Here is a 26,065-nt window from a genome sequence, read left to right as displayed (position 1 = left end):
GGTAAGTCAGCAGCGGCGACTGTGCAGGCAGTGCCTTGCGTGATGCAAGCGCGACCCGTCATACGAAGGAAACATTGCACATCGGGCGCGCATGCAGTAGCGCTACGGCGTCCTGCCCTGCATCTTTATAGCGGCAGGCCGTGCCCGAGCCTTAAATGAAAATGCCCGCATGAGCGCGGGCATTTTGATTCACTGCTGGGGCTTGGGCTTAGCCTGCGAAGTTCTTCGCGACGAAGTCCCAGTTCACCAGGTTCCAGAACGCTTCGACAAACTTCGGACGGGCGTTGCGGTAGTCGATGTAGTAGGCGTGCTCCCAGACATCGCAGGTCAGCAGTGGCTTGTCGCCTGCGGTCATCGGGTTGCCGGCACCGATGGTGCTGGCCAGACCCAGGCTGCCGTCGGACTTCTTGACCAGCCAGGCCCAGCCGGAGCCGAAGGTGCCGATGGCGGTCTTGGTGAACTCTTCCTTGAACTTGTCGAACGAGCCGAAGGAGGCGTTGATGGCATCAGCCAGGGCGCCGGTCGGCTGGCCACCGGCGTTCGGCGCCAGGCAGTTCCAGAAGAAGGTGTGGTTCCAGACCTGGGCGGCGTTGTTGAAGATGCCACCGGAAGAGGTCTTGATGATGGATTCCAGATCCTTGCCTTCGAACTCGGTGCCTGGGATCAGGTTGTTCAGATTGGTCACGTAGGCAGCGTGGTGCTTGTCGTGATGGTAGTCGAGCGTCTCGGCGGACATGTGCGGCTCGAGGGCGTTCTTTTCGTAAGGCAGCGGCGGCAATTCGAAAGCCATGATGTATCTCCTACTCAGGTGTCGAGGATTGATGCGGCCAGCTCGGAGGGACGTGCGGGGTTTGCCGGCGTTGCCGGTGAGCAGGCGATGCATCGCGTCCTGCTCTTGCCTCTGTCGTTCCCTTCGCTCGCTACATGCTTGCGCAATCTCTGGCCGTTCACGGTCGGCCGAACAGACAGACTGAAGCCTTCCGCTCCATGTCTGCGAGCCAGCGATCATAGCACCCGACCTGCGGCAAAACCACGCGGCAACTGTATGGACTATTGGTTCCAGAGCGGTTGCGGCGCGGCGCCTCGGTTGCGGACGATCGGCTCTGCCTTGCGTGGACCGCAGGGCAGGCGATGGCGTTCCTTGGTCAGTGCAAAAAATGGACGTGGCAGGGCGCCGCAGCGTACCGCCAGTTCAGCCGGCGAATGCGAGTTGCGCGGCGATGGCGAACATCATGGCGGCCACGCCGAGGTCGATCAGGCGCCAGGTCAGCGGGCGGGCAAGCCAAGGCGCCAGCCAGGCACCGCCCAGGGCCAGCGTCATAAACCAGAGGGTCGACGCGCTGGCCGCGCCGAGCGTGTAAGCGCCCGGTTCCGGTTGCTGCGCGCCGAGCGTGCCGATCAGCACCACGGTATCCAGGTAGACATGTGGGTTGAGCAGCGTCACCGCCAGCGCTGCCAACAGCACGGCGCGCAGGGGGCGAGGCTGTGCATCTTCGCTGCGCAGGCTCTGCGGTCTGGCCGCGCGGCGCAGGGCCAGGGTGCCGTACCAGAGCAGAAAGGCCACGCCGCCCCAGCGGGTGGTCTCCAGCAACAGCGGGCTGCTCGCCAGCAGTGCGGCCAGCCCGAACACTCCGAGGCTGACCAACAGGACATCGCAGACTATGCACAGCGCTGCTACCGGCAGGTGGTGTTCGCGGCGCAGGCTCTGGGCGAGCACGAAGGCGTTCTGGGCGCCGATCGCCATGATCAGCCCCGCTGCCACCAGAAGTCCGTTGATATAGCTCTGCCAGATCGCATTCATGCCGCACGCCTCGTTCGTTTTCTGCTGGCGAGTCTGGGCATCGGCAAGCTATAAGAGAAACCAATTATGCTCAGGTGGCATTAGGAAAACTGATGTTCGATTACAAATTGCTGGCTGCGCTGGCGGCGGTCGTAGAACAGGCGGGTTTCGAGCGCGCCGCCCAGGCATTGGGGCTGTCGCAGTCGGCGATATCGCAGCGGATCAAGCTGCTCGAGGCACGCGTCGGTCAGCCGGTATTGCTGCGTGACACGCCGCCCAGGCCCACCGAACTGGGCCAGCGCCTGCTCAACCATGTGCAGCAGGTACGGCTGCTCGAACGCGACTTGCAGGGACAGGTCCCGGCGCTGGATGAAAACCGCCTGCCGGAACGCCTGCGTATCGCCCTCAATGCCGACACCCTGGCGACCTGGTGGGCGGGTGCAGTGGCGCCGTTCTGCGCCGAGAACCGGGTGCTGCTCGATCACGTGGTGGAAGATCAGGCGGTCGGGCTCAAGCGCATGCGCGCAGGGGAGGTTGCGGCCTGCGTCTGCGCTGCGGAGCGACCGGTGGCGGGCGCGCGCAGCCAGTTTCTCGGGGCGATGCGTTATCGCGCCCTGGCCAGCCCGGCGTTCATCGAGCGACATTTCCAGCGGGGCGCGCGTGCGGCGGACCTGGGGCGTGTTCCTGCCGTGGTGTTCGGCCCGGACGACCAGCTGCAGCATCGCTACATGGCGGCGGTCGGCGGCGGGGAGATCCTCCTTCACCACCTGTGCCCATCGTCAGAAGGCTTTGTGCGCCTGTTACGAAGCGGGCTCGGCTGGGGTCTGGCACCGGAGCTTCAGGTGCGTGGCGAACTTGCGCGTGGTGAGCTGGTCGATGTGCTGTCCGGGCCGCCGATCGACGTGCCGCTGTACTGGCACCACTGGCGTAACGGCGGACAGCTGCTCGACGAGCTGACTCGGCATCTGGTGCGCTGCGCCAGCGACTGGTTGCTGGTCGAGTGATGGTCTGGCTCAGGCGAGCACTCGCTGGCCTCGGTAGATGCGCACGCTGCCGCCGCTGCTGGCCGCGTGGGATACCGGCGGCGGAGCGGGCGGTAGCTGGTCGCTGAAGGCGGCGAGCTGGCGCCCGAGTTCGCGCGTCAGTTCATCGTTCGAACGCATGCAGCCGGCAAGCATGGCGGTCACGGCGTCCGGCTGATTGAGGTGGATGTCCAGTTGCTGTTCGTCGCGAAGTCTGCGACGCAGGCTGCGCATGCAGTCGATCACTGCCTTGTTCAGCTCCATGCTGTGTTCCTCGTGATTGCCCTAAGGCCCGACATCCCTGTCGGAAGTGTCTATCCGCTGGCACGGGTGATGGAGCAAGCGGCGTACCAATTTGCTGGCTGCGTCTCATCAGGAATGTGACGGGCAAGCGAAATGCCCGGCTGGCGAGGCGTGCAGACTGTCGAGCCATCGCCGAACCAGTCCCGGCAGCTGTCGGCGATCGATCCGGTGCTGGCTTTCACTGCACCGTGATGCGCGTCAGCGCCGTCGCGATGCTCTACCGCGGTGCATCCAGGGCGGCAGACGCGAGTCGCTGATGGCCGCGCCCCGAACCGTTTATACTGCGCGCTGTTTTTCGCACCGCGCCATCGAAGGTAACCCATGCGCAACGATGCTCACGACGAACTGGACAACATCCCCAGCCTGACCGCAGGCCGTGACCGTGTGGAGCCCTACCCGGCGCCGGATCTGGAGCCGATTCGCAAGGGCTCGGGCGATTACGCCGACGACACCCGTCCGCGGCAGAAGCGCCGCCCGGCCAGCGGTGGCAAGGCGAGCACGGCGCCGCTGTGGGTCGTGGTGCTGGCTCTGCTGATCAGCCTCGGCGCCCTGGGCTGGTGGAGCTATCAGAAGATCGCGATGCTGGAGATGCAGCTGGTCGCTACGCAGGAAAGCTTCGCGCGGATCAGCGAGGACGCCGCCGGAAGGCTGCAGGACATTTCCGGCAAGGTGGTGGCGACCGAGTCCAACGTCACCACCGAGAGCGAGGCGGTGAAACTTCGGATCAAGCAGCTCGAGCAGCAGGCCATCGACCTTGCTCGCCAACAGCAGGCCTTTGCCACCGAGCAGCAGAGCCTGGCCGGCCGGCAAGGCAATCAGGATCAGCGCATGGAAGAGCAGGGCAAGCGCCTGGAGCGGCTGGGGTCCGACGTGCAGAGCCAGCAGGGCACCACCGCATCGCTGGCCGAGACGGTCAAGACCCTCGGTAGCGAGCAGGCCACGCTGAAGTCTGCGCTGGACGAGCAGGCCAAGCTGGCCGGACGGATCGACAGCCTGAGCAAGGACGTGGCGGCGCTCAAGCAGGGTGGTAACCAGAGTCAGGCGATTAGCCGTCTGGAGCAGGACATCCTGGTGCTGCGCAGCGAACTGGAAAACCGTCCGGCGCCTGCCAACAATACCAATACCGCCGAATTCGATTCCTTCCGCGCCCAGGTCACTCGCACCATCAACGCCATGCAGGGGCAGATCGCCAACCTGCAAGGGCAGATCGACGGGCGCTGAGTTCACCTCGCTCGGCCGCCGCGCGCATTCGCGGCGGCGGCCTTTGAGCGTCTCCCTCTACAGATCCAAGGCCAGCGACAGTCCGAGCCCGTGGTCGCGGTTGTCGTTTCCGCGGTAATGGTAATTGGCACGCAGCGCCAGGCCGGGCGTCAGACGGTGCGTCAGGCCAACGCTGAAACGTGTCTGGTCGCCGGTCGGCACCGCTCCGGGCAGTTCGAAACTGTTGCCCGGCACGCTGTTCAAGGACATGCGCAAGTCGCGGCGGTCCTCATCCTCGCGTTCCACCTCTCGTGCCACTTCGCCGAACAGCCGCGTGCGTTCGGTCAGGGCATAGTCGCCGAACAGGCCGAGCGACAGGCGTAGCGAGTCCAGTTCCTGATCGTCATAGCTCAGGGTGGTGGAACGGGCGCCTTTCTCGCTGTATCCGTCGACGTCCACTTTCTGGTAGCTGGCACCGATGAACGGACCGAACTGCAGGCGATCGCCCGGCTGCATCAGGTTGAAGCCGGTCTTCACCGCGGCGCCCCAGAGGGTTCCCTCGGTGTCGCCCTTTTCCGTGCGCTCGGTGATGCCGAGGGCGAAGGTGCGCTTCAGGTCGTGGTAGTCCAGGTAGCCTGCGCTGAGGCTGAAGTCAGCGAACAGGCGCTGATACTCGTAACGGGCGAACGCCGTGGCGAGGTAGCTGCGCATGTCGTAGTCGGAGTCGTTTCGACCCAGCTCCAGCGAGTTTTCCGCCAGCCCGAGGCTGACGCCGGCCAGCCAGGCTTCGCTCAATCGATGGGTAACACCCAGCGACAGGCTCAGACCATGTCCGTCTCCACCACCGTAACCGTCGTACTCAGGTCGGTTGTAACCGCCCTGAACGAAGGTGCGCCATGCGCCGACCGGTTGCCAATCGCCACGCAGAGCGGCCAGCTCGGTATCCAGCTGCTGCAGGTGGGCGCGCAATGCGGAGCGGCCCATCTCCGGCAGCAGCGAGACTTCCCAGGGCGCGGACAGGATTGAATAGAGGTAGTCGGCGCTGATCTGGTGAACCGCGGTGGTGGGATGCACGGCGTCGTTGAACAGCAGGCGGCTTGGGTCCGGCGCGCTGCCGCCGAGGCTGTAAACCGGATCAGCCTGGCAGTTGCCGGCCGACGCGTCGAAACACACTGCGGTCTGCGCCACGTTGGGGTCGAAGCCGAACGCCGCCAGATCAGCGCGCACCTCGGCGAGCAGCAGGCGATTGTTCACCAGTACGTAGTTGCCGCCCTGGGCTTGCAGTTGGCTGGCCAGCTCGGCATTGAACTGGTCGCTCAGGAAGTTGAACGTCGCAGCCTGCCCGGTGAAGGCGCCCAACGGCGTGGTACCGACGTCGGGCAGATCGGAAACGATGATGTAGCGCGCTCCTGCTGCCTGCAGGGCGCCGACGCCAGCCACCAGATTGCTCGCGGCTTGGGCCATGGTCACCGGGTTGGTGTTGAGCTGGAAGATGTCGTTGCCGCCACCGTTCAGGTAATACAGGGCATTGCTGTCGACTCGCGGATTTTCCCGCAGATAACCGGGTCGGGTACGGCTAAGGCCGCCTACCTCGACGATGGAGTCGCCGTTTATCGAGTCGAGTATTTGATCGGTACGGTAACCGCCCACTGCATAGTTGGTCCCGTCGGGGTTGCCAGTCAGCAGCGCCGGCAGCAGCGGTGTGGATGGCAGGGACTGCAGACCCAGCATGCCGGCCAGTCGTTGGGTGCCGACCTCGCCGATGTATTCGCCCGGTCCGTAGGTGGGGCCGGTGCGGTTGGTGAAGCGCAACCCCCCGGTGGGGTTGCCGCCGAGCGTCGGGCTTTGCAGATCCGGAAAATTGCCCGCATCGCTCAGCGAGTCGCCGAATACGATGAACTGGCTGAACGGCCCGCTATCGGCAGTAGCGACGCTGGACACGCAGGTGAGCAGAACGGCTGCCGCAAGCGGCTTGAGAGCGCTTTGCACGGGGGTATCTCCTTATTGTTCTTTTTGTGGATACGTCGACTCGCAGACGGGGCGGGCGACCCGGTCACGCTACTGGCTGGTGTCCGTGCCGATAAGCGCTCAAAAGGGCGATTGTTCCTCAGTGGCGCTACCTCTAAGGAAGTAATGGCTGTTTGCAATCAATTCATTGTCCTGGCTCAAGGGAATGCTGGGGTCAACTGGCTACCATCGGCTCCGCTTGCGCCTGGGGTGATGCTTTCGCCCTGCCGAGTAGTCGCCGCTTTGAAATGGATTGAAGAGCCGCCATCGGTATTCGGGAGTCGCCGGAGGCGTGCCTGCTGCGAATAGACCGTCCCAGCTGGGAGCACAACAATAAGATGCCATCGCCCCTCGATTTGCTGCTCAACCGCCTGACAACGCTGCTGCCCAGCGAACTCAAGCCCAATGAACTGCGCCATCTGCTGACGCCGGGTCGCCATCCGTTGCTGCTCTGCCAGCGCAGGGCGACGCTGATCGTCAACCGTGTCCGCCTGTTCGCTTTTCTCTTCGCGGTGCTGACGCCCCTGTGGAGTCTGATCGACCTGATGGTGTTCGAGCCGCGGCTGTGGCTGGCTTTGGCCGGGTTGCGCATGATGGCCTGCCTCGCCTTCACCGGACTGCTCTTGTTCTACCGGCCGAGTGGCAACCTGCTGGATGCCTACCGCGCGATCGCCATCCTCTTCGCGATACCTACGATCTTCTACATCGCGTCACATACCCTGCTCGGCAGCTATCAGCTGGCGCAGTTCTCGGCCGTGGTCGGTGCGGGCTATGCCTTCCTGCCGTTCGTGCTGATGGCCGGGCTGACCATCTTCCCGTTGACCCTGGTGGAGAATCTGGTGCTGGCCAGCCTGCTGCTGCTGGCCCAGGCGTTCGCCGGCTATCTCAGCTGGGCCACGCTCAACTGGCCGTCGTTCGCAGGGGCGTTCTGGTTGCTGATCCTCATTGCCGGTGTCACCAGCCTGGCCAGCATGAGTCAGCTGGCATTCATGTTCGCGCTGGTGCGCCAGGCGATCCGTGATCCGCTCACGGGGGTGTTTTCCCGTGGCAGCGGAGAGGAGATCCTGCGCCTGCAGTGGGATAGCGCGCAGCGCAAGGACGGCGCGCTGGCGCTGGCCTTCATCGACCTGGATCATTTCAAGTCGATCAACGACAACCACGGGCATGAAGCCGGCGACCAGGTGCTGCGCTGCGCGGCGCGGCGTCTGGTGACGACCCTGCGCGCGTCCGACAGCCTGCTGCGCTGGGGCGGCGAAGAGTTCCTGTTGATCATGCCGGATACCGACATGCAGCAGGCGCACCTGGCGCTCGAGCGTATTGTCGGGCAAGGCCTCGGCCTGCGCCCGGACGGCGCACCGCTGACCGCCAGCATCGGCCTGGCGGAGCGGCGCTGCGATCAGGTGGGCGACTACCGGGATCTGCTGGAGCTGGCGGACAAACGCATGTACTACGCCAAGACCGGCGGGCGCAATCGGCTCTGCGCAATGGAGCCGGATGCGGTGCTGCAGCAGGGGTCGCTCGCGCTGAGCGGCTAGCCGCAGGGTAGCGTGCGGCGCGTCCGGGTCAGCCGGCAGCGACGCCGAACACGTGGCGCAGGTAGCTGACGAAGGCTTCGTCGCGGCACATGGTCTTGCCCGGCGAGTCGGAGATCTTTGCCACCGGCTGGCCGTTGCAGGCGGTCATCTTGATCACCATGTTGGTCGGCTCCACTCCCGGAATGTCGCAGGTGAGCCCGGTGCCTATGCCGAAGCTGGGTCTGCTGCGGTCGATCAGGGCGCGGTGGATGTGCAGTGCCTTGGCGAAATCCAGACCGTCGGAAAAGATCAGCTGACGGCTTTTCGGATCGATGCCGAGGCGCCGGTAGTGTGCGATGGCTTTCTCCGCCCATTCCAAGGGATCGCCCGAGTCGTGGCGCAGGCCATCGAACAGCTTGGCGAAGTACAGATCGAAGTCGCGCAGGAAGGCATCCATGGTGATGCAGTCGGTCAGCGCGATGCCCAGTGCGCCACGGTATTCGCGAACCCAGCAGTCGAGCGCCGCGACCTGACTGTCGATGAGGCGCGGGCCGAGCTGCTGGTGCGCCATGATCCATTCGTGGGCCATGGTGCCCATGGGTTTCACGTCCAGCGTGCGGGCCAGATGCACGTTGCTGGTGCCGACGAAACGGCCGGGAAAGTCGCAGCGCAGGCGCTCGACCACCATGGCCTGAACCGCGAAGGAGAATCGTCGCCGGGTGCCGAAGTCAGCCAGGGTGAAGCTGGCCAGCTCCTCGGCAGTCGCCTGCCTGCGCAGCCAGGCGAACTTTTCGTCCAGCCTGGCGCCCGCCTGTTCCAGCGTCACCTGCGCATAGCGCGCGCGGTTGCGCACCTCGCTGACGATGGCCAGCAGCGGTACTTCGAACAGGATCACATGCAGCCAGGGCCCGCGCAGATACATCACCAGCTCGCCGTCCTCGACATCCACCCGCAGGTAGCGGAGGTCGAAGCGGAACAGCCCGAGAAAGCGGATGAAGTCGGGCTGCATATAGGGGACGCGCTCGAGGAAGGCCAATTCCTCGGCGGACATCTGCAGCTCGGCCAGCGCTTCGATCTGGTGGCGGATCTCGCTCAGGTAAGGGCTCAGGTCTTCGCCGGAGCGGCTGCGAAAGGCCCATTCCACTTCCGCATTGGGGTAGTGATGCAGGACCGCCTGCATCATGGTGAGCTTGTAGAAGTCGGTATCCAGCAGGCTCTGGATGATGCGGTCCGAAAATGCGCTGCTCATCGGGTCGTTCCGTTCTGGACATCGGGTGATGGTAGCGGCAAATGGCGAGCAAGGCGCTGCCCGAAGGCCTTTGGCGTGTTGCCGAGCGGGTGCTGCCATTGGTCGACTCGCGCTGTCGATCAAGTAATTCGAAAGGCGAACATGTGCGGCCGTGCAGTTGGTCGGAATATTATCGTCACGTAGCGCTCGTTGCGGGTTTTTGATATTAACGGGCTGGCAAATATATATCGAGCGCCATAGTTTCATGTATCGATTTGATATCTATTCGATAGCAACTAGCGCAAATTTTTTAATGCGTACGGTAAAATATAATAATATCTGTCGGTGACGGGTTTGAGGCTCTGTTAAATAAGAAAAGGCAGGTGCCGAAGCGCCTGCCTTTTCTGTTTTGCCGTAGCGTTAGTTAGCTGCTGCGGCCACCGCCGTGGCTGTTCTGGCCACCCTTGCGGCCGGCCTCGGAGGCCTTCTCGCGGTCATTGGCAAAGTTGCCGCCACTGTTGTGACCGCCCTTGCGGCCGGCTTCGGAAGCTTTCTCTCGATCGTTGGCGAAGTTGCCAGGGTTGTTATTTGCCATGTGTTTTTCTCCTCGATTGGATAGACACTTTCACAAACGGCTGAAAGAGAGAGATCAATCAGCCTTCACTGCCTCAGAGGGGGTATCGCCACAGGAGTTTCGCCCTGTTTCAAAGTGCAGACGAATGGTTTTCCTCATATGCAGTAGGACTATGGCGTGATGAAATTACAAGCGAAGCGGTAAATGGGCTTATTGGAGTAGAAAAGAGTTCTGTTAATTGCAGCCGGTCAGCTTGGCCTGATAGGCGAAGCGCGCGTTTCGCTCGGCGAGCAGGCGCATGACGTATCCGATCTTCAGCGCCGTCGGGCCAAGTATGACCAGAGCGTGAGCAGCGACCACACTGCCCATCGCCAGCCGATGATCGAACAGATAGGCACCGCTGATGCCGAGCAGCAACAGCAGCACGCCACCCACCATAAAACTGTTGGCCATGAACCACAGGTTTCGGAAGCAACCGGGCTGGAACGGCATGACTGAATCTCCTCTGGAGGAGGCTCGCGTGGCGCGAGCCTCGAATGGGTCAATCGAGGGCTGATGCGGGACCGAAGAACTCGTAGCGCGTTTGCTGCTCCGGCACGCCAATGGCCTTGAGTTGCCGGCGCACGGCTGCCATGAACGGTTTCGGGCCGAGGAAGTAGGCGTCGACATCGCGGCTCTGCGGTAGCCAGTCCGCCAACTGCTGTTCGGTCAGCCGGCCGATGGCATCCGGTGCGTCAGCCGAGCCGTCGTGCTCCTCGTAGCAGTAGAAGCGCTGGAGCTGCGTGTGGCGCTCGGCGAGTGCGTCCACAGCGCGGCGGAAGGCGTGCACCCCGGCATTGCGCGCGCAGTGGATGAAGTGCACCGGCCGGGACGTCGCCAGCGCCTGCTCCAGCATCGCCAGGGTCGGGGTGATCCCCACGCCGCCGCTGATCAGCACCAACGGCTTGTTCCCGGGCGCAAGGGTGAACTCGCCTGCCGGCGCGAACAGCTCGACGATCGCGCCCTCCGGCATGTCGTGCAGCGCATTGGAGACCACGCCGCCAGGCTCGCGCTTGACGCTGATGCGATACTCGCGACCGTTGCCGGCAGCGGACAACGAGTAGTTGCGGCGCTCTTCCTTGCCATTGATTTCCAGCCTCAGACCGATGTACTGGCCGGGCAGGAACTCCATCAGCGGCCCGCCATCCTCCGCTTGCAGGTGAAACGAGGTGATCTCCTCGCTCTCCTTGACCTTGCGCGCAATGCGGAACGGGCGCGCGCCACGCCAGCCTCCCGGCGCTTCGGCCTTGGCCTGGTAGAGGCGTTCTTCCTGGCCGATGAGCAGGTCGGCGAGCTGCTGATAGGCCGCCGCCCAGGCCTCGATCACCGCATCGGTGGCGATGGCCTCGCCAAGCACCTCGCGGATGGCGCGCAGCAAGCAATTGCCGACCAGCGGGTAATGCTCGGGTAGCACCTGCAGGGCGACGTGCTTGTTGATGATCTGTGCCACCAGCGGGCCGAGAGCGTCCAGCCGGTCGATATGCCGGGCATACATCAGCACGCCGTTGGCCAGGGCGCGCGGTTGCTCGCCGCTGGCCTGGTGTGCCTGGTTGAACAGCGGGCGAACCTCGGGATGCTCGCTCAGCAGCAGCTTGTAGAAATGGTTGGTCAGGGCTTCGCCACCGCTTTCCAGCAACGGCACGGTGGCTTTGATAAGGGCGATCTGTTCAGCGCAAAGCATCGAATATTCCTCTGGTGGGAAAAACCGACGGTCGCCGTGGCGAACGTCATGCAGAGGGCTTTCAACAATCGTTCCAGCTCTGAAATTGACTTGAATCAAGGTTTTTGGGGCGTTGCTGGTGAAATTAACCCTGATTTGCACGGGTCATCCGAACCCATGAGGGTGGAATGTACACTCCGCTTGCGTGCCGAACCTTCGTCGCCGTCCGGCTTTCCTATGGGAGAGCCCGAACATTTCATCAGCTGGAGAAAGGCATGGAGATTTATCACATCACCCATGAAGACGACCGTTGGGTGCTGCGCGAAGAGGGCGACCAGCGCGCCCTGCTCGAAGCGGCTAACCGGCAGGACATCCTCGACGAAACCCGGGACTACATGAAGTTGCGCACGGCGCTGGTCAAGGTGCACGCCGAGGGCGGCGACGTCGCCGAGGAGCACCGCTACCCGCAGGAACAGGACCCGCTGGCAACCGGAGGGTGATGCCTTTTGCTGGCTAATCGACCCGGCTGGGATGGGGCGCGCGCAGCGCCAGGCCCAGCCAGGTGGCCAGCAGGAACGGCAAGGTCAGGGCCGGCAGCCCCAGTTCGATGCAGACCCGCCAGATCGCCACTGCGGCAATCATGCCCAGCAGCGGCAGGCGCCAACCGCCACGCCATTGCACCAGGGCCAGCGCGGCGAGGGCCGGGTTGAAACCGGCCTGGCCGTCCGCCCAGGGTGCGCCAAACAGGCCCGCAGCCAACAACCCCATCGCCGAGCCCGCCAGCAGCCACAGGGCATCGCGCAAGGAGGCCAGAGTCACGGCCGCCAGCAGGCAGGCGGCGGCGAGCGGCTGGTGGAGAAAGACCACCTGGCCGATACCCAGTAGCCAGGCGTCGCGCAGCGTCGTTGCGTCGGGTGCGGGGACATCGGGCGATGAAACCGACACCGGCGCGATGCACAACAGCGCGAGCAGGCCGATCAGCACGAAGGGCAGGGTGAAGCCCGGCAGGCCGCCGTTGTGGCGCAGCCGAGCGAGCAGCCAGGCCTGTAGCGGACAGCTGGCCAGCGCCGCCACGCCGACCAGCACCAGGCTGGCGCCCGACAGGCCCAGCTGGGTCACCAGCAGCGCGCCGAGCAGCGCGGCGTTGTAACCGTAGAGACCGTCGTCCCGATCAGCTTGCGGATAGCCGAGCCAGGTGGCGCCGAGGTGAGCGATCAGCACGCCGCTCAAGGCGCCGACGAGCAGTGCCGGGGCGCCACTGGCCAGCGCGAGCATGACCAGCGCTCCGCAGCCGGCATGGCGCTGCAGAAAAATCTGGGCGAAGGCATGCAGCAGGGCGCGCAGGTGCGAAGAGTCGGGCATCGGCGAAATCCAGGCGAGCGCAAGGGTGCCGACCCGCAAGGGGGCGACGACCGCTGTCGTGGGGAGGTGGGCCGGGCTTGCGCCCGGCTCCATTCAGGGCAGGACTTCGATGCGCAGCGAGTTGGTGGTACCCGGCTGGCCCAGTGGCACACCGGCGGTGATCAGCACCGTATCGCCGCTCTCGGCCATGCCCTGCGCCCGTGCCAGCTCGACGGCGTGGCCGCTGACCTGCTCCATGTCGCGCATCGGCGCATCCACCACCGAGTACACGCCCCAGGCCACCGTCAGCTTGCGTGCGGTGGCGGTGCTGGGCGTCAGGCTGAGGATCGGCGTGGCCGGCCGCTCGCGCGAGGCGCGCAGGCTGGAACGGCCGGATTCGGTGTAGTTGACCAGCACCGCCACCGGCAGGATGCCGCTGATGCGGCGGATCGCGCAGCTGATGGCATCCGGCAGGGTCGCCTCGGCGTTGGGCCGGTGCACGTCGAGCTGCGCCTGGAAGTCCGGGCCGCTTTCCACCTGGCGGATGATCTTGCTCATCATGCTCACCGCTTCCAGCGGGTAATCGCCGGAGGCGGTTTCAGCCGACAGCATCACCGCGTCCGCACCCTCGGCCACGGCGTTGGCCACGTCGGTGACTTCGGCACGGGTCGGGGCCGGGGCGAAGCGCATGGATTCGAGCATCTGCGTCGCAACCACCACCGGGCGGCCGAGCTGGCGGCAGATGCGCACGATGTTCTTCTGGATGCGCGGCACGTTTTCCGGCGGTACCTCCACGCCCAGGTCGCCACGCGCCACCATGATCGCGTCCGACAGCCTGGCGATCTCGCGCAGGTGCTGCACCGCGGAAGGCTTTTCGATCTTGGCCATGAGGAAGGCCCGCTCGCCGATCAGCTTGCGCGCCTCCTGGATGTCCTGCGGGCGTTGCACGAACGACAGCGCCACCCAGTCCACGCCCAGCTCGAGGCCGAAGGTCAGGTCCTGGCGGTCCTTCGCCGTCAGCGGCGAAAGCTCCAGCACCGCCTCCGGCACGTTCACGCCCTTGCGGTCGGACAGCTCGCCGCCGGCCACCACGCGGGTCTCGATGGCGTCGGCATGGCGCTCGACGACCGTCAGGCGCAGGCGACCATCGTCGATCAGCAGCTGCATGCCCGGTTCCAGCGCGGCGATGATCTCCGGGTGCGGCAGGTTCACGCGCCGGCTGTCGCCCGGTGTCGGGTCCAGGTCCAGACGAAAGGCCTGGTCACGCTCAAGGCGGACCTTGCCGGCGGCGAAACGGCCGACCCTGAGCTTGGGCCCCTGCAGGTCCATGAGGATGCCGATCGGCTGGTTCAGCTCCTGCTCGACCTGGCGAATCCAGGCGAAGCGCTCGGCGTGGTCGCTGTGCTCGCCGTGGCTGAAGTTCAGGCGGAACAGGTTCACGCCGGCCTCGACCAGTGCGCGCACGTCGTCGACGCTGCGGGTGGCCGGGCCGAGGGTAGCGAGAATCTTGACCTTCTTGTCGTGTGTCATGGCGGTGCTCTGGGGCAGTTGTTGTTCTGATGCGCGCCTGAACGAGGTGGAGGCCGTCAATCCGACGACGGCAGGATCAGGATGGCGCGAAAGTCGTTGACGTTGGTGCGCGTCGGGCCGGTGACGATCAGGCTGTCCAGCGCGGCGAAGTAACCATAGCCGTCGTTGTCGGCCAGCGAGTCGGCGGCACGCAGGCCCAGCGCCTCGGCGCGGGCAAAGCTGTCCGGGGTCATCAGCGCGCCGGCGTTGTCCTCCGAGCCGTCGATGCCATCGGTGTCGCCGGCCAGGGCGTAAACGCCGGGCAGGCCTTGCAGCGCTTCGGTCAGGGCGAGCAGGAATTCGGCATTGCGCCCGCCGCGTCCGTTGCCGCGCACGGTGACGGTGGTCTCGCCGCCGGACAGGATCACGCAGGGCGCGGCGATCGGCTGGCCGTGCAGCACCACCTGGCGGGCGATGCCGGCATGCACCTTGGCCACTTCGCGTGCTTCGCCTTCCAAATCGCCGAGGATCAGTGGGGTGATACCGGCGTCACGGGCCGCCTGGGCCGCCGCATCGAGGGACTGCTGCGGCGTGGCGATCAGCTGGAAGTGGCTGCGCGAGAGCATCGGATCGCCCGGCTTGAGGGTTTCCGAGCGCGGATCCTCGAGCCAGGCGCGCACATTGGATGGCACCTCGATGTGGTAACGCTCGAGAATCGCCAGCGCCTCGGCCGACGTGGTGGGGTCGGCGACGGTGGGGCCGGAGGCGATCACCGTGGCTTCGTCGCCGGGCACGTCGGAGATCGCGTAGGTGTATACGCTGGCTGGCCAGCAGGCTCTGGCCAGGCGGCCGCCCTTGATCGCCGAGAGGTGCTTGCGCACGCAGTTCATCTCGCCGATGTGCGCGCCGGAGCGCAGCAGCGCCTTGTTGATCGCCTGCTTGTCCGCCAGCGAGATGCCTTCGGCCGGCAATGCCAGCAATGACGAGCCGCCGCCGGAGAGCAGGAAGATCACCCGATCGCTTTCCTCTAGGTTGCTGACCAGCTCCAGCACACGGCGGGCGACGCGCTCGCCGGCGTCGTCCGGGACCGGGTGTGCGGCTTCCACCACTTCGATACGCCGGCAGTCGGCGTGGTGTTCGTAGCGGGTCACCACCAGTCCGGACAGTTCACCTTCCCAGACCTTCTCGATGGCTTCGGCCATGGCCGCGGCCGCCTTGCCGGCGCCGATGACGATGGCACGGCCGCTGCGGTCTTCGGGCAGATGGTCGGCGAGTACATGGCGCGGATGGGCGGCCTCGATGGCGCTGTCGAACAACTGGCGCAGCAGGGCTTGCGGGTCGAGGGTCATCTGAAGCTCCTTGTATGAGGTCTGCAACCGATTCCAGACCTTAGGGCTCGCCAATGCAAGCGCTAAGGTCTGCAATTGAAATCGACCCGCCCGGCAGTCGGGCCGTGACTCCTTGTGCCGGGCGAATCGAAAAGGTGCCGTCTGGTGACGGCGGTCGGGCTGAGATGCGCAGGTCATGCTGGTCGTGGGGAGACGCGATGATTCCGACCTGACGCACCTCTGGCCCGGCCCTTTGAGCGGCGCTGCGCGGGCGTTGCGATGACCCACCACCCGGCCTGTCTGTCCCTGAAGGTGGGGTCGCTGGCCCATTGCAGCGTGCTCGAAGGCTTTACTCCTTGCGGATCGAGAAGTTGGCCATGTGCTCCAGCCCCTTGATCAGCGCCGAATGGTCCCAGCCGCTGCCGCCGATTGCCGCGCAGGTGCTGAACACCTGCTGGGCATTGGCGGTGTTGGGCAGATTCAGGCCCAGCTCGCGGGCACCGGCCAGGGCGAGGTTGAGGTCCTTCTGGTGCAGGCTGATGCGGAAGCCCGGGTCGAAGGTGCCCTTGATCATGCGCTCGCCATGCACTTCGAGAATCTTCGAGCCGGCGAAACCGCCCATCAGCGCCTCGCGCACCTTGGCCGGGTCGGCACCGTTGCGTGCGGCGAACAGCAGGGCTTCGGCGACCGCCTGGATGTTCAGCGCGACGATGATCTGGTTGGCCACCTTGGCAGTCTGGCCATCACCGTTCTCGCCGACGCGGGTGATGTTCTTGCCCATCGCCTGGAACAGTGGCAGCGCTCGGTCGAAGGCCGTTTCGCTACCGCCGACCATGATCGACAGGGTGGCCGCCTTGGCGCCGACTTCACCACCGGATACCGGGGCGTCGAGGTATTCAGCGCCGGTGGCCTTGATCTTCCCGGCGAACTGCTTGGTGGCGGTGGGGGAGATCGAACTCATGTCGATCACCACCTTGCCGGCGCCGACGCCGGCGGCCACGCCATCGGCACGGAACAGCACGTCTTCGACCTGCGGGGTGTCCGGCACCATGACGATGATGAACTCGGCTTCCTGGGCGACCTCCTGCGGATTGGCCAGGCCGATGGCGCCGGCTTCGGTCAGTTCGGCCGGTGCCTGGTCGTGGTGCTGGGACAGGAAGATCTGGTGGCCGGCCTTCTGCAGGTTGATTGCCATGGGCTTGCCCATGATGCCGGTGCCGATGAATCCGATTTTAGCCATGAGTGTTCTCCTCGATTCTGTGGTGCAGGCCGCTGTGCGGCCCGCGTTGCTGCCTGGCGGCGCGCTGTTGGTCAGATGGCGTTGTGGCTTTTCAGCCAGCCAAGGCCGGCTTCGGTGGTAGTGGCCGGCTTGTATTCGCAGCCGACCCAGCCCTGGTAGCCGATGCGATCCAGATGCTCGAACAGGAAGCGATAGTTGATCTCGCCGGTGCCTGGCTCGTTGCGTCCGGGGTTGTCCGCCAGCTGGATATGGTTGATCGCGGCCAGGTTGTTCTCGATGGTGCGCGCCAGGTCTCCCTCCATGATCTGCATGTGGTAGATGTCGTACTGCAGGAACAGGTTGGCGTGACCGACCTTGCCGCGGATCTCCTGCGCCTGGGAGGTGTTGTTGAGGAAGAAGCGCGGAATGTCGCGGGTGTTGATCATCTCCATCACCAGGCGGATGCCGGCCTCCTCGAGCTTCTGCGCGGCGTAGCGCAGGTTTTCGATAAAGGTGATTTCCAGTTGGCCGAGATCGGCGCCACGCGGGGCGATGCCGGCCAGGCAGTTGACCTGGGTGTTGCCCAGCACCTTGGCGTAGGCGATGGCCTTGTCCACGCCGGCGCGGAACTCCTCGACCCGCTCCGGCAGGATGGCGATGCCACGCTCGCCGCCGGCCCAGTCACCGGCCGGCAGGTTGAACAGCACCTGGGTCAGCTTGTTGGCATCCAGCTGAGCCTTGATCTGCTCGGCAGGGAAGTCATAGGGGAACAGGTACTCGACACCGGAAAAGCCGGCCTGGGCGGCAGCGGCGAAGCGGTCCATAAAGTCCTGCTCGGTGAACAGCATCGACAGGTTGGCGGCAAAGCGGGGCATGGTTTTCTCCTGATCTGTAGGGATCGCATTCGGTTTCGCATTGCGGTGGTGTGGTGGCCACCCTGGGTGTTGCGTTTGCGGTGGATATGCTTCGCGACAGCCACCCTACGGTCCGAAGTGTTCGTAGGATGGAAGACCGCGAAGCGTCTTCCACGCGTCTGGTTACGGTTGAATCAGTCCAGCAATCCGACCGCGGTCGGGGCATCTTCCCGACCTGCGGCCAGCGCCTCGAACTCGTTGATCGCGTCGATCTCGGTGCCCATGGCGATGTTGGTCACCCGCTCGAGGATCACCTCGATCACCACCGGCACGCGGTGTTCGGCCATCCACGCCTGGGCCTGCTCGATGGCCGGGCGCAGGTCTTCCTGCTTGAACACGCGCAGCGCCTTGCAGCCCAGGCCCTCGACCACCGCGACGTGATCGACGCCGTAGCCTTCCATGCCGCTCTGGTCGGCATTGATGTTCTCGAAGCCCAGCTGCACGCAGTAATCCATGTCGAAGCCGCGCTGCGCCTGGCGGATCAGCCCGAGGTAGGCGTTGTTCACCAGGATGTGCAGGTAGGGCAGCTTGAACTGCGCGCCGACGGCCAGTTCCTCGATCATGAACTGGAAGTCGTAGTCGCCGGACAGCGCCACCACCTTGCGCGCCGGGTCTGCAGCAACCACACCGAGCGCCGCCGGAATGGTCCAGCCGAGCGGACCGGCCTGGCCGCAGTTGATCCAGTGGCGCGGCTGGTAGACGTGCAGGAACTGCGCGGCGGCGATCTGCGACAGGCCGATGGTGCTGACGTAGCAAGTGTCCTTGCCGAAGGCGTTGTTCATGCACTGGTACACGCGCTGCGGCTTCATCGGCACGCTGTCGAAGTTGGTCTTGCGCAACATCGTGCGCTTGCGTTCCAGGCAGTCGGCGGCCCAGGCGCGGCGATCCGGCAGACGCCCTTCGGCCTTGCGCGCCTTGGCCACGTCGACGAACAGCTCCAGTGCGGCGCGGGCATCGGAGACGATGCCGTAGTCCGGCGCGAACACCCGACCGATCTGGGTCGGCTCGATGTCGACGTGGACGAAGGTGCGGCCCTTGGTATAGGTCTCCACGGAGCCGGTGTGACGGTTGGCCCAGCGGTTGCCGATGCCGAGCACGAAGTCGGATTCGAGCAGGGTCGCGTTGCCGTAGCGGTGGCTGGTCTGCAGCCCGCACATCCCGGCCATCAGCGGATGGTCGTCGGGGATCGAGCCCCAGCCCATCAGCGTCGGGATCACCGGCACGCCCACGGTCTCGGCGAATTCCACCAGCAAGGCCTCGGCCGCGGCGTTGTAGATGCCGCCACCGGCGACGATCAGCGGGCGCTCGGCGGCGCAGAGCATGTCGATGGCTTTCTCGATCTGCTTGCGGGTTGCCGCTGGCTTATAGACCGGCAGCGGCTCGTAGGTGTCGACGTCGAACTCGATCTCGGCCATCTGCACGTCGAACGGCAGGTCGATCAGCACCGGGCCGGGGCGGCCGGAGCGCATCACGTGGAAGGCCTGCTGGAACACGCGCGGGACCAGTGCCGGCTCGAGTACGGTGACCGCCCACTTGGTGACCGGCTTGGCGATGGACTCGATGTCCACGGCCTGGAAATCTTCCTTGTGCAGGCGGGCACGCGGTGCTTGCCCGGTGATGCAGAGGATCGGAATGGAGTCGGCGGAAGCCGAGTACAGGCCGGTGATCATGTCGGTGCCGGCCGGGCCGGAGGTGCCGATGCACACGCCGATGTTGCCTGGCTTGGCACGGGTATAGCCCTCGGCCATGTGCGAGGCACCCTCGACGTGGCGGGCGAGGATATGACGGATGCCGCCATCGGCCCGCAGGGCGGAATACAGCGGATTGATCGCGGCTCCGGGGATGCCGAAGGCGGTGTCGATGCCTTCCTTGCGCAACACCGCGACGGCGGCATCGATTGCTCTCATTCGGGCCATGGATCGTTCCTCCTGGGTAACTCGATAGTTTTTATACGTGGCCCAAGCATGCCGCCCTGGATTCCGTGGAGGAATTGGCCGAGACTTCAGTTCTGTCGATATCAGGAGTATCGAATGGATCGCTATACGACCCTGCGCAGCTTCGTGCTGGTGGCCGACTGCGGCAGCTTCGCCGCCGCCGCGCACAAGGAGAACGTCACCCCGGTGGTGATGGGGCGGCGGCTGGATGCGCTGGAGCGGCATCTGGGCGTCAAGCTGATGCACCGCTCCACCCGCGGCCTGTCGCTGACCGATCTGGGTGAGCAGTATCTGGAGCGCGCCCGCGGGCTTTTGAAGGACTTCGATGAGGTGGATGCCAGCATCAGCCACGACCGCACCTCGGTACGCGGCCATCTGGTGGTGTCGGCGCCGGCGGCATTCGGGCGGCGGCATATCGGCCCGCACGCACCGGCGTTCCAGGCGCGCTACCCGGACCTGCAACTGTCGTTCAACTTCACCGACAGCGTGGTCGACCTGGTGCGCCACGGTTACGACATGGGTATTCGCATCGGCGAGGTGACCGACCCCAACTATGTGGCGGTGCGGCTGTTCCCGAACAGGCGGGTGGTCTGCGGCTCGCCCGAGTACTTCGCCCGCCACGGTACGCCGACGACGCTGGAGGAACTGACCGAGCACAACTGCCTGGCCTTCAACCTGCAGGGCGGTCAGCAGCGCGGCTGGACCTTTCTGCGCGACGGCCGGCAGGTGGCGATCCGCGTGGCCGGCAATCTGGACTGCAATGACGGTGAGCTGCTGTTCGACTGGGTCAAGCAGGGCCTGGGCATCGGCTGGCGCTCGACCTGGGAGATCCAGGCCGAGCTCAAGCGCGGCGAGCTGGTCACGGTACTCGACGAGTATGCGTTGCCGGCCTACGACATCCAGGCCGTCTACCCGCAGCAGCGCTACCTGCCGGCCAAGGTGCGTTTCTTCATCGACTACCTGAAGGACATCTACAACGCACCGGGCTACTGGGAAGTGCGCTGAGCGGCTCAGTTGCCGCGGTAGGTGGAAAAGCCGTAGGGGCTCAGCAGCAGCGGGATGTGGTAGTGCTCGACGCTGCCATCGGCTTCGAAGATCACCGGAACTTCGGGGAAAAAGGTGCTGGCCTTCTGCGTGGCGAACCAGTCGCCGGTCATGAAGGTGACACGGTAGGTGCCTTTCTCCAGCGCCTTGCCTTCCGGGTAGAGCGCCGTGATCCGACCCTGCGCGTTGGTCTCGCCGCTGTTGAGTGATTTCCAGGTGTCACCCTGACGTTGTTCCAGGGTGACGCGCACATCCGGCGAGGGCAGACCGTTTTCCAGGTTCAGCACGTGCACGCTGAGCGGGTTGCCAGCTGCGAGGGTGAGACCGGACAGGCCACTGAGCATCAAGCCGGCGGCGATTGAACGTAGTGCTTTCATGGTGTTTTCCTTTTCTTCAGTGGGAGGAGGGCAGCAGTTTTTCGATGGCGGCCACGGCGCAGGCCTCGTCGTTCTTGGCACCGCCGGCACCGGCCACGCCGATGGCACCGATCACCTCGTCGCCGACCTTCAGCGGCACGCCACCGCCGAGCAGCAGCAGTTCGTCCAGGGTGTTGAGGTTGGCGGCATCCGGCGTGCTGGCGGCGCGTTCGGCGAACAGGCGGGTCGGCGTCTTGCTCGACAGCGCGGTGTAGGCCTTGCGCTGCGCGGCCAGGGTGTTGTGCGGACCGACGTTGTCGTCGCGGCGCAAGGCAACCAGGTTGCCGCCGCGATCGACCACGGCGACCACCGCAGTGCGGTTCTGCGCATGGCAGGCATCCAGGGTCTGCTGGATCAGGCCGTCGGCCAGCGCCAGCGAGACGTTCTGCTGGGTGATCGGCGTCGGCGTGGCGGCGTTGGCGCTCAGGGCCGGGGTAAGCACTGCCAGGGCCAGCAGTGACAGTGTGGCGGCGATACGCATATCGGTAGTTCCTTGGGTGACGTGGCTTCGGGGTGCATGGTGCCGATGCCTGCCCGTCAGAACCGTTGCCAGCGCATTACGCTTTTGTAATGGCTGGTAGTCGCCGCCTCCCATAACCTAGCAGGCCGTTGAAGAACTGCCTGCGTTGCCTCGCTGACGTTCTTCAACGGCCTGCGACGCACATTTGGCAAGGTGACCCGATGCGAATTCTGGTGGTGGAGGACGAGGCCAAGACGGCCGACTACCTCAAGCGAGGGTTGGAGGAGTCCGGCTACCGGGTGGAGGTCGCGCGCAACGGCGTCGACGGCAAACACCTGATCGAGGAGGAAACGTTCGATCTGGTAATCCTCGACGTCATGCTGCCCGGGCTCGATGGCTGGCAGCTGGTGCAGGTGGTGCGCCAGCGCTCGGCGCACACGCCGGTGCTGTTCCTCACTGCCCGCGATGCGGTGGAAGACCGGGTGCGCGGGCTGGAACTGGGCGCCGACGACTACCTCATCAAACCCTTTTCCTACGCCGAGCTGCTGGCGCGGGTGCGCACGCTGCTGCGTCGCGGCCCGCCGCGGGAAGTCGAGCATTTCCACGTTGCCGACCTGGAGCTGGACCTGCTGCGCCGCCGCGTCACCCGTCAGGGCGAGCGCATCAACCTGACCAACAAGGAGTTCGCCTTGCTGCACCTGCTGCTCAGCCGTCAGGGCGAGGTGCTTTCCCGTGCGCAGATCGCTTCGCAGGTCTGGCAGATGAACTTCGACAGCGATACCAATGTGGTCGACGTGGCGATCCGCCGGCTGCGCGCCAAGGTCGACGATCCGTACCCGCTCAAACTCATCCACACCGTGCGCGGCATGGGCTACGTGCTGGACGTCTCGGCATGAGCCTGCTGCCACGCTCGCTCAGCCTGCGCCTGGCGCTGGCCTTCGCCCTTGTGGCGGTGGTGCTGCTCGGCGCCATCGGCCTCTACCTGTACCGCTCGCTGGAACGCGAGATCGTCTGGCGCGACGACCAGGCGCTGCTCGGCCGGCTGGAGCGCATGCAGGCGCTGCTGGACGACAGCGCCAGCGTCGACGCGCTGCGCCAGCGGCCGCAGCTGTACGAGAACATGCTGGGCAACCTCGACAGCCTGCTCTGGCTGCTGGATGCCCAGGGGCGTGCACTGATCGAGATCAACCCGACCCGTCTGGCGATTCCGCCACTGCCGGCCGCCGATCCGGTGGCGCTGCGGGATATCGGCGAGGCGCGTCTGGCCTGGCGACAGCTGCCCGGCGAGGCGGGGCTGACGCTGGTGGCCGGGCGCCTGCTGAGCGAGCGCGAACAGATGCTGGGCGCCTATCGCACCAAGCTGTGGTGGGCGCTGAGTGTCGGCGCGCTGCTGGCATCCGTGCTCGGCTGGTTGATCAGCCGGCGCGCGCTGCGCCCGGTGCGCCGGCTGACGCGTCAGGCCCTGGCGATCGACGTGCAGCACCTGCACCTGCGCCTCGACGACTCGACCGTGCCGAGCGAGCTGGAACCGCTGCGTGCGGCGCTGAACCAGATGCTGGCCCGGCTGGAGCAGGGTTTCGCGCGTCTGTCGCGCTTCAGCGAGGACCTGGCCCACGAGATGCGCACGCCATTGGGCAACCTCATGGGCCAGACCCAGCAACTGCTGCACCGTGCCCGCTCGGTGGAGGATTACCAGGCGCTGCTGGTCTCCAATCAGGAGGAGTACGAGCGCCTGGCGCGGATGATCGACAACATGCTGTTCATCGCGCGTGCCGAGCAGCCGGCAGCGGCCATCGAGCGGCAGCGCTTTGCACTGCCGGCACTGGTCGAGCAACTGTGCGACTACTTCGAAGGCGTCGCCGAAGAGCGCGGCATCCAGCTGCTCGACGAGACCGAGGGCGAGCTGTGCGGCGACCCCGAACTGATCCGCCGGGCGCTGGCCAATCTCGTCGCCAACGCGCTGCGCTACGGCGCGGCCGACAGCCCGGTGCGCATCGTCAGCGCTACCGGGGACGGCTGGCGGCGCGTCAGCGTGATCAACCAGGGCTCGCCCATTGCCCCGGAGCATCTGCCACGCCTGTTCGACCGCTTCTACCGCTGCGACCCTTCCCGCGCCGAGCCGGGCGACTCCGGCGGACTGGGGCTGGCCATCGTACGTTCGATCGCGCAGCTGCATGGCGGCGAGGTGGAGGTGCACAGCGACGCCAGCGCGACCCGCTTCACCCTGTGCTTGCCGGCTGATCCCGACTGACGGCGCCCAAGGACGGATGCCGGCCCGTGAGGTCACAGCTAAGGTGAATATCACCAGCTGAGCAGAGAGGCGCTTGTGGATCGTCTGAAAATCGCCACCTTCAACATCAACGGCATCCGGGCGCGCCTGCCCAACCTGCTCGAATGGCTCGAGCGCGAGCAGCCCGACGTGGTCTGCCTGCAGGAACTCAAGGCGCAGGATGCCGACTTCCCCATCGACGACATCCGCGGCGCCGGCTATGGCGCCATCTGGCACGGGCAAAAGTCCTGGAACGGCGTGGCGATCCTCGCCCGTGACAGCGAGCCGCTGGAGATCCGCCGCGGCCTGCCCGGCGACCCGGACGACAGCCACAGCCGCTATCTGGAGGCCGCGGTGCACGGGGTGATCGTCGCCAGCCTCTATCTGCCCAACGGCAATCCGCAGCCCGGGCCGAAGTTCGACTACAAGCTGGCCTGGTTCGAGCGGCTGATCGAGCACGCCGCAGGCTTGCTCGCCAGCGGGCATCCGGTTGTGCTGGCCGGCGACTACAACGTGGTGCCCACTGACGAAGACATCTACAACCCGCGCTCCTGGCGCAAGGATGCGCTGCTGCAGCCGGAAAGCCGCGCGTGCTATGAGCGCCTGCTGGCTCAGGGCTGGACCGATGCCTTGCGCGCCCAGTTTCCGGACGAACCGGTCTATACCTTCTGGGACTATTTCCGTCAGCACTGGCAGAAGAATTCCGGGCTGCGCATCGACCATCTGCTGCTCAGCCCCGATCTTGCGCCGTGCTTGCAGGCGGCCGGTGTCGATCGTTGGGTGCGTGGTCAGGAGCACGCCAGCGACCATGCGCCGACCTGGGTCAGCCTGGCGCGCGAGGCTGACTGATGGCCAAGGTGGTCGCGACGTGCGTGTGACCGCTGGAGGTGAGGCTGCGCGGCCGCGGGTTGGCGCGCAGCGGTTGTGGCCGGCCGGTCGTCAGGGCCGGCGGGTTATGTTGCAGGCGTAGACCCCGGAGGTATGGATGCTCGGACATTTGAGGCCGGTTGCGGCCGTTGAGGACCTGATCGACCCGGTTGCCGTGCTGGCGAAGCTCGAAGCCGGCAATGTGCCGATCGGCTCCATGCTGTGCGAGGCGCTGCATGCGGTGCGCAGCCACCTCGGAATGGAAGTCGCGTTTATCGCCGAGTTCAGCGAGGGGGCCCGGGTGTTCCGCCATGTCGATGGGCGGACCGAGCACCTGGTGCTGTGTGTCGGCGACTCCAATCCGCTGGAAGAGAGCTACTGCCAACGCGTCGTCGATGGCCGCCTGCCGGAATTGATCAACGACGCCACCCAGCTGCCTGCGGCGCTGGAGCTGCCGGTAACCCGCGAACTGCCGGTCGGCGCGCACCTGAGTGTGCCGATCCGTTTCAGCGACGGTGGTGTGTACGGCACCTTCTGCTGCTTCAGCACGCGGCCGGATGGCAGCCTGAACGAGCGCGATCTCAACACGCTGCGGCTGTTCGCTGCCTTCGCCGGGCGGCTGCTGGAGACTCAGGCGAAAAGCCAGCAGAGCTGCGCCAGCAAGCGCAGCCGGATCGAGAGCGTGCTGGCCGAGCGGAGCTATGGGGTGGTCTACCAGCCCATCGTGCATCTGGTGGAGAACCGCATCGTCGGCCACGAGGCGCTGGCGCGCTTCCGCGCCGACCCGCAGCGCACGCCGGACAAGTGGTTCGATGAAGCGGGTCAGGTCGGGCTGCAGAAGGAACTGGAGATCGCCCTGATCGAGGCCGCGCTGCAGGGCTTCGACCGTTTACCGGCCGACAGCTACCTGTCGCTCAATGTCTCGCCCGAAACCATCCTGGCCGGGGCGGTCGGCGAGGTGCTCGCCAGCCAGCCACTGGACCGGCTGATGCTGGAAGTCACCGAACATGCCCTGGTGCAGGACTACGAGCGGCTCGCCGAGGCACTGGAACCGCTGCGCCGCGAGGGCCTGCGGCTCGCCGTGGACGATGCCGGCGCCGGCTACGCAAGCTTCCGCCACATCCTCAAACTCAAGCCGGACGTCATCAAGCTCGACGCCAGTCTGATCCGCAACGTCGACAGCGACACCGGCTGTCGCGCCCTGGCCGCGGCGCTAATCCGCTTCGCCGAGGAGACTGGCTGCAAGGTGGTCGCCGAGGGTGTCGAGACGCAGGAAGAGCTGGCGATGCTGCGGCGTCTGGCAGTGAACAAGGCCCAGGGCTATCTGCTCGGCCGACCGTCCGCACTCAGCGCTCGCGTGGCAACGGGCTAAGCGGCTGTTCCGCAGCTGTCTCGGCGTGCCTGCGCCTTCGGGCGGTTTCGCTGAACCTTTATGGT

General features: G+C 65.5%; 25 protein-coding genes. 9 read left to right on the top strand and 16 right to left on the bottom strand.

All coding sequences use genetic code 11. The annotated features are described in order from the left end of the window. Positions 1-208: 208 nt before the first annotated feature. Positions 209-790, bottom strand: coding sequence for a superoxide dismutase (locus ACVRRC_RS13975; RefSeq protein WP_003299885.1), 582 nt, complete (start codon positions 788-790; stop codon positions 209-211). 402 nt (positions 791-1,192) lie between these two features. Continuing rightward, the gene (locus ACVRRC_RS13970) at positions 1,193-1,801 is read right to left on the bottom strand and encodes a LysE/ArgO family amino acid transporter (protein WP_011914220.1); all 609 of its coding nucleotides are present in this window, start codon (positions 1,799-1,801) and stop codon (positions 1,193-1,195) included. Positions 1,802-1,893: 92 nt separating this feature from the next. Between ACVRRC_RS13970 and ACVRRC_RS13965 the strand changes: the two genes are divergently transcribed. After that, entirely contained in the window at positions 1,894-2,784 is an 891-nt protein-coding gene (locus tag ACVRRC_RS13965; RefSeq protein ID WP_017246198.1) for a LysR family transcriptional regulator ArgP, read from the top strand. Between the two features lie 9 nt (positions 2,785-2,793). Here ACVRRC_RS13965 and ACVRRC_RS13960 read toward each other — a convergent pair whose 3' ends face one another. Further along, entirely contained in the window at positions 2,794-3,066 is a 273-nt protein-coding gene (locus ACVRRC_RS13960) for a hypothetical protein (protein WP_011914218.1), read from the bottom strand. Between the two features lie 360 nt (positions 3,067-3,426). Between ACVRRC_RS13960 and ACVRRC_RS13955 the strand changes: the two genes are divergently transcribed. Then, a complete protein-coding gene (locus tag ACVRRC_RS13955; RefSeq protein ID WP_048329726.1) occupies positions 3,427-4,326 on the top strand; it encodes a hypothetical protein in 900 nt (299 codons plus the stop codon). Positions 4,327-4,383: 57 nt separating this feature from the next. On the opposite strand, the gene ACVRRC_RS13950 is transcribed toward ACVRRC_RS13955, so the two are convergent. Next, the gene (locus tag ACVRRC_RS13950) at positions 4,384-6,294 is read right to left on the bottom strand and encodes an autotransporter domain-containing esterase (protein ID WP_011914216.1); all 1,911 of its coding nucleotides are present in this window, start codon (positions 6,292-6,294) and stop codon (positions 4,384-4,386) included. A gap of 356 nt (positions 6,295-6,650) precedes the next feature. On the opposite strand from ACVRRC_RS13950, the gene ACVRRC_RS13945 reads away from it, so the two are divergent. Beyond that, positions 6,651-7,847, top strand: coding sequence for a GGDEF domain-containing protein (locus tag ACVRRC_RS13945; protein ID WP_017246195.1), 1,197 nt, complete (start codon positions 6,651-6,653; stop codon positions 7,845-7,847). Positions 7,848-7,875: 28 nt separating this feature from the next. Here ACVRRC_RS13945 and pncB read toward each other — a convergent pair whose 3' ends face one another. The 4 genes from pncB to hmpA form a co-directional block, all read right to left on the bottom strand. After that, entirely contained in the window at positions 7,876-9,075 is a 1,200-nt protein-coding gene (gene pncB, locus ACVRRC_RS13940) for a nicotinate phosphoribosyltransferase (protein ID WP_019406975.1), read from the bottom strand. A 403-nt stretch (positions 9,076-9,478) separates the two neighbouring features. Beyond that, positions 9,479-9,649: a con-10 family general stress protein gene (locus ACVRRC_RS13935; protein ID WP_003290130.1), complete on the bottom strand. Its 171-nt coding sequence runs from the start codon at positions 9,647-9,649 to the stop codon at positions 9,479-9,481. A gap of 213 nt (positions 9,650-9,862) precedes the next feature. Then, positions 9,863-10,120, bottom strand: a complete 258-nt coding sequence (locus ACVRRC_RS13930; protein ID WP_011914212.1) for a hypothetical protein — start codon at positions 10,118-10,120, stop codon at positions 9,863-9,865. A gap of 49 nt (positions 10,121-10,169) precedes the next feature. Next, complete coding sequence (hmpA, locus tag ACVRRC_RS13925; RefSeq protein ID WP_095461018.1) at positions 10,170-11,348, bottom strand: NO-inducible flavohemoprotein; 1,179 nt, start codon at positions 11,346-11,348, stop codon at positions 10,170-10,172. A gap of 254 nt (positions 11,349-11,602) precedes the next feature. On the opposite strand from hmpA, the gene ACVRRC_RS13920 reads away from it, so the two are divergent. Next, positions 11,603-11,827 carry a DUF2188 domain-containing protein gene (locus ACVRRC_RS13920; protein ID WP_013983712.1) on the top strand — a complete coding sequence of 75 codons (225 nt, stop codon included), beginning with the start codon at positions 11,603-11,605 and terminating at the stop codon, positions 11,825-11,827. A 13-nt stretch (positions 11,828-11,840) separates the two neighbouring features. On the opposite strand, the gene ACVRRC_RS13915 is transcribed toward ACVRRC_RS13920, so the two are convergent. From ACVRRC_RS13915 to gcl, 6 genes are all read right to left on the bottom strand, one after another. Further along, positions 11,841-12,689 carry an urea transporter gene (locus ACVRRC_RS13915; protein ID WP_472997133.1) on the bottom strand — a complete coding sequence of 283 codons (849 nt, stop codon included), beginning with the start codon at positions 12,687-12,689 and terminating at the stop codon, positions 11,841-11,843. Positions 12,690-12,782: 93 nt separating this feature from the next. Then, the gene (pyk, locus tag ACVRRC_RS13910; RefSeq protein WP_020308775.1) at positions 12,783-14,198 is read right to left on the bottom strand and encodes a pyruvate kinase; all 1,416 of its coding nucleotides are present in this window, start codon (positions 14,196-14,198) and stop codon (positions 12,783-12,785) included. Between the two features lie 56 nt (positions 14,199-14,254). Next, a complete protein-coding gene (locus ACVRRC_RS13905) occupies positions 14,255-15,526 on the bottom strand; it encodes a glycerate kinase type-2 family protein (protein WP_472997132.1) in 1,272 nt (423 codons plus the stop codon). A gap of 328 nt (positions 15,527-15,854) precedes the next feature. Further along, positions 15,855-16,745, bottom strand: a complete 891-nt coding sequence (locus ACVRRC_RS13900) for a 2-hydroxy-3-oxopropionate reductase (RefSeq protein ID WP_472997131.1) — start codon at positions 16,743-16,745, stop codon at positions 15,855-15,857. Positions 16,746-16,816: 71 nt separating this feature from the next. After that, positions 16,817-17,599, bottom strand: a complete 783-nt coding sequence (hyi, locus tag ACVRRC_RS13895) for a hydroxypyruvate isomerase (protein ID WP_020308776.1) — start codon at positions 17,597-17,599, stop codon at positions 16,817-16,819. Positions 17,600-17,772: 173 nt separating this feature from the next. After that, positions 17,773-19,554 (bottom strand): glyoxylate carboligase, encoded by a 1,782-nt coding sequence (gene gcl, locus ACVRRC_RS13890; RefSeq protein WP_011914204.1) that lies wholly within the window; start codon positions 19,552-19,554, stop codon positions 17,773-17,775. Positions 19,555-19,668: 114 nt separating this feature from the next. On the opposite strand from gcl, the gene ACVRRC_RS13885 reads away from it, so the two are divergent. Continuing rightward, complete coding sequence (locus tag ACVRRC_RS13885; RefSeq protein ID WP_013983705.1) at positions 19,669-20,577, top strand: LysR family transcriptional regulator; 909 nt, start codon at positions 19,669-19,671, stop codon at positions 20,575-20,577. Positions 20,578-20,582: 5 nt separating this feature from the next. Here the strand turns inward: ACVRRC_RS13885 and uraH are convergent, their stop codons facing one another. Then, on the bottom strand, positions 20,583-20,993 hold the full coding sequence (gene uraH / locus ACVRRC_RS13880) for a hydroxyisourate hydrolase (RefSeq protein ID WP_003285094.1): 411 nt from the start codon (positions 20,991-20,993) through the stop codon (positions 20,583-20,585). A 16-nt stretch (positions 20,994-21,009) separates the two neighbouring features. After that, complete coding sequence (locus ACVRRC_RS13875) at positions 21,010-21,513, bottom strand: GlcG/HbpS family heme-binding protein (protein WP_013983703.1); 504 nt, start codon at positions 21,511-21,513, stop codon at positions 21,010-21,012. Between the two features lie 200 nt (positions 21,514-21,713). Here ACVRRC_RS13875 and ACVRRC_RS13870 point away from each other — a divergent pair, with 200 nt between their 5' ends. From ACVRRC_RS13870 to ACVRRC_RS13855, 4 genes are all read left to right on the top strand, one after another. Continuing rightward, positions 21,714-22,388: a heavy metal response regulator transcription factor gene (locus ACVRRC_RS13870; protein WP_014597453.1), complete on the top strand. Its 675-nt coding sequence runs from the start codon at positions 21,714-21,716 to the stop codon at positions 22,386-22,388. Continuing rightward, the gene (locus tag ACVRRC_RS13865) at positions 22,385-23,743 is read left to right on the top strand and encodes a heavy metal sensor histidine kinase (RefSeq protein WP_472997130.1); all 1,359 of its coding nucleotides are present in this window, start codon (positions 22,385-22,387) and stop codon (positions 23,741-23,743) included. The genes ACVRRC_RS13870 and ACVRRC_RS13865 overlap by 4 nt, the downstream gene beginning before the upstream one ends. 75 nt (positions 23,744-23,818) lie before the next feature. Beyond that, positions 23,819-24,610 carry an exodeoxyribonuclease III gene (xth, locus tag ACVRRC_RS13860; protein ID WP_014597451.1) on the top strand — a complete coding sequence of 264 codons (792 nt, stop codon included), beginning with the start codon at positions 23,819-23,821 and terminating at the stop codon, positions 24,608-24,610. Between the two features lie 136 nt (positions 24,611-24,746). Next, entirely contained in the window at positions 24,747-26,000 is a 1,254-nt protein-coding gene (locus ACVRRC_RS13855; RefSeq protein WP_017245851.1) for a sensor domain-containing phosphodiesterase, read from the top strand. Positions 26,001-26,065: the final 65 nt, after the last annotated feature.

It is taken from the genome of Stutzerimonas sp. LR2, assembly GCF_055755175.1.
The sequence above is the reverse complement of the archived record's forward strand: the minus strand, read 5'-3'. Positions and strand labels throughout refer to the sequence as shown.